The organism is Methanobrevibacter sp. 87.7, assembly GCF_002208625.1.
In the GTDB taxonomy this organism is placed as follows: domain Archaea; phylum Methanobacteriota; class Methanobacteria; order Methanobacteriales; family Methanobacteriaceae; genus Methanarmilla.
Genome location: NZ_MRCT01000190.1, coordinates 1 through 3,024 on the forward strand (window position 1 = coordinate 1; position 3,024 = coordinate 3,024).

Genomic DNA, 3,024 nt, shown 5'->3' on the forward strand with positions numbered 1-3,024 from the left:
ATATTAACTATATTTTAAAAATAGAAATTTTATAGGAAAGTATAAAAAAATAAGGATATTTTAAAGATTGTATAAAAATTTAATAAATTTCCTTTAAAATTTTAAAATGAAAATAGTAATACTAATGAAAAATAGTAAAAAAACTAAATATTAAATCTTAAAATTTAATAATAGTTTTTCCTTTTGATGAACCATTATCTACTTTATTTAAAGCTTTATTAATATCTTCAAATGAGAATACTTCATCAATAGATGGTTTAATATGTTTTTCATTAAAGATACTAGCAACTTCATCTAATTGCTTTCCATCTGAATGAACAAAAATAAAATAATATTTCTGATTATTTCGACTAGCTATTTTATCATATTTTCTACCTGCAAATCCAAATAGTAATCTTTTAAAAAAAGACATATTATTTCTTTTAGCAAAATCTTTATTAGGTAAACCTTTTAAAGAAACTAAAGAACCTCCTTTTTTAAGAATACTAAATTGATCTTCAAGTGATTTACCGCCTAATGTATCAATAACATAATCAACATCTGATACAATATCTAAATAATTTTCTTTTTTATAATCAATATATTTATCAGCACCAAGTAAAAGAACTCTTTCTTTATTAGCTCCAGAACCACTTGTAATAACTTTTAAACCTAAAGATTTAGCAAGTGGAATTGCCATTGCACCAAAACTACCTGACCCACCAGATATAAAAATAGTTTTACCTTCTTTAACATTTAATAATTCAAATGCTTGCATTGCAGTTAATGCTGTTAATGGAACTCCTGCAGCTTCCTCATCACTTAAATATTCTGGAACTTTAGCTATTGCATCTACATCAATTGCAACATATTCTGCAAATGCTCCAATACTATTTAAAGGTAATCTTGAAAAGATTCTATCACCAATATTAAAGTTTTTAACATTAGAACCTAATTCAACTATTTCACCAACAAGTTCATTACCAAGAGTTAAAGGCATTTTATAAGGAACAACTAATTTAACTTCTCCTCTAATAATCATATTATCAACTGGATTTACACCTGCAGTTAAAGTTTTTACTAAAACTTGATTATCATTAATTACAGGCTTATCAACAGAAACAATATCAAGAGATATATCTTTTTTATATTTTTTTATTTGTGCAGCTTTCATAAATTAAACACTTCTTTAAATCCATAAAATAATTATATAATTAGGTATTAATTTAATATAAATTAAATTTAACTATAAATTAAATTATTTAATTAAAAACTAAAATTTAAGTAAAAAAATAAAACAAAATACAAAATAAAAGTGAATAAAAAAATCAATAAACAGTAAAAACCAAAAAACAGACAAAAATAAAAGAATAAAAAAAAATAGTAAAACCCAAAAAAAAACCAAAAAACAGACAAAAATAAAAGAATAAAAAAAATAGTAAAACCAAAAAAACTAAAAAACAGACAAAAATAAAAGAATAAAAAATATTATAAAAATGTTTTAATCAATTTTTAATAATATTTTTAAGTAAATCTTCAGCAGGATCCATACCTTGAGCACCTAAAAGTAATATTAAATCATCACTTTTAGCAGATTTAACAACATATTTTAAAGCATCTACAAGATTATCATAATGAACATAATCAATATCATCTTTATCAAGCATATCAAAGAAAACAGTTCTTTCTGAATCAGTTACAACATTTAAATGATCTACAACATCAATACTTGATGATAATATAAGATTGATTTTTCTTGAATCTTCAGAATGAATTTTTTTAATAACTTGTGCTAATGCATCTGCATTTAATCTATTTAAAGTTTCACCACGTGAACCTCTAATTGCATCAACAATCCATAATTTACCATTATCAGAAAGTAATTTATAACCAGAATAAACAGTGGATTTTATTCCATCAGGGTTATGAGCAAAATCATCATAGATTAAAGGATTATCATATAATTTAACAAATCTTCGTTTTAATGATTTGTATGTTTTTACACCATTAATAACTTCATTAAGAGGTATATTTAAAGATAAAGTTGCAGCAATTGCAGCAAGAGTATCTTGAATAAAATGACTTGTATTAAATGGTAACTCATCAATAGTTAAAATTTCCTTATTATCAACAAGAACAAGTTCACGTTCTGTATCAAATACAACATTATGTTCTGCATTATCTTTATCCATTGAGAAGAAAAGTTTATTTACACCATCATTAGCTTCTATTTTACTAACTAATGGATCATCTTTATTTAAAATAAGAGTACCTTTTTTCAATGCACGAGCTAAACCAGAAGTTTCTCTTAAAACATCTTCAATAGAATTTACAAGACCAATATGATCCATAGTAACATTTGTAATAATACCTACATCAGGATTAATTGCATCTGTCATTAAATATGCATGATTTTCCATAATATCATTTAACCAGCCTTGAACCTCTGAAACTTCAATAACTGCATAATCTAAAGGACCATTTTTTTCAACTTCTTCATAAATCATCTTAGGAACCATAGGATCAATTAAAGTATTAAATTCTGATCTTGCATCAGTATTAGTTAATACATGAGCTCCAGAAGATTTAAGAATATGATAAACCATGTCAGATGTAGTTGATTTTCCATTAGTACCAGTGATTGCTACTCTTTTAGAGTCTTTATCAAAATTATCAAAAACCCATTTAATAGCAAATGCATTTGCAAGTTCTATTTTATCTACAACAATTAAAGGGAAATTAAGTTTTTTTGCTGTTTCTAATGCATCATCATCAGGATTTTGAGTAATAAAAGATGCTGCCTCATTGTTTGCAGCTATTTCTATACCTTTTCCATTAACTTTATGACGAATAACAATATCTCCTTTTCTAGCATGAGCTAAAAAGTCAAATTTACCTGAAAAATCTACTCCTTTAAAATAATCATTAGCCCCTACAATTTTTCCATCAATGATATCTGTTAATTCATTAATAAATAATTTTTTAACCATAAATATTGTACTCCTGTAAAAATTGTTATAAATAAATTAATTATTAATATTATGT

2 protein-coding genes are annotated in these 3,024 nt (G+C 24.4%); both read right to left on the bottom strand.

Annotated features, from left to right (window positions below; translation table 11 throughout):
- Positions 1-157: 157 nt before the first annotated feature.
- A complete protein-coding gene (locus BGI41_RS07455; RefSeq protein WP_088540066.1) occupies positions 158-1,153 on the bottom strand; it encodes an NADP-dependent oxidoreductase in 996 nt (331 codons plus the stop codon).
- Positions 1,154-1,484: 331 nt separating this feature from the next.
- On the bottom strand, positions 1,485-2,969 hold the full coding sequence (locus BGI41_RS07460) for a Mur ligase family protein (protein ID WP_088540068.1): 1,485 nt from the start codon (positions 2,967-2,969) through the stop codon (positions 1,485-1,487).
- Positions 2,970-3,024: the final 55 nt, after the last annotated feature.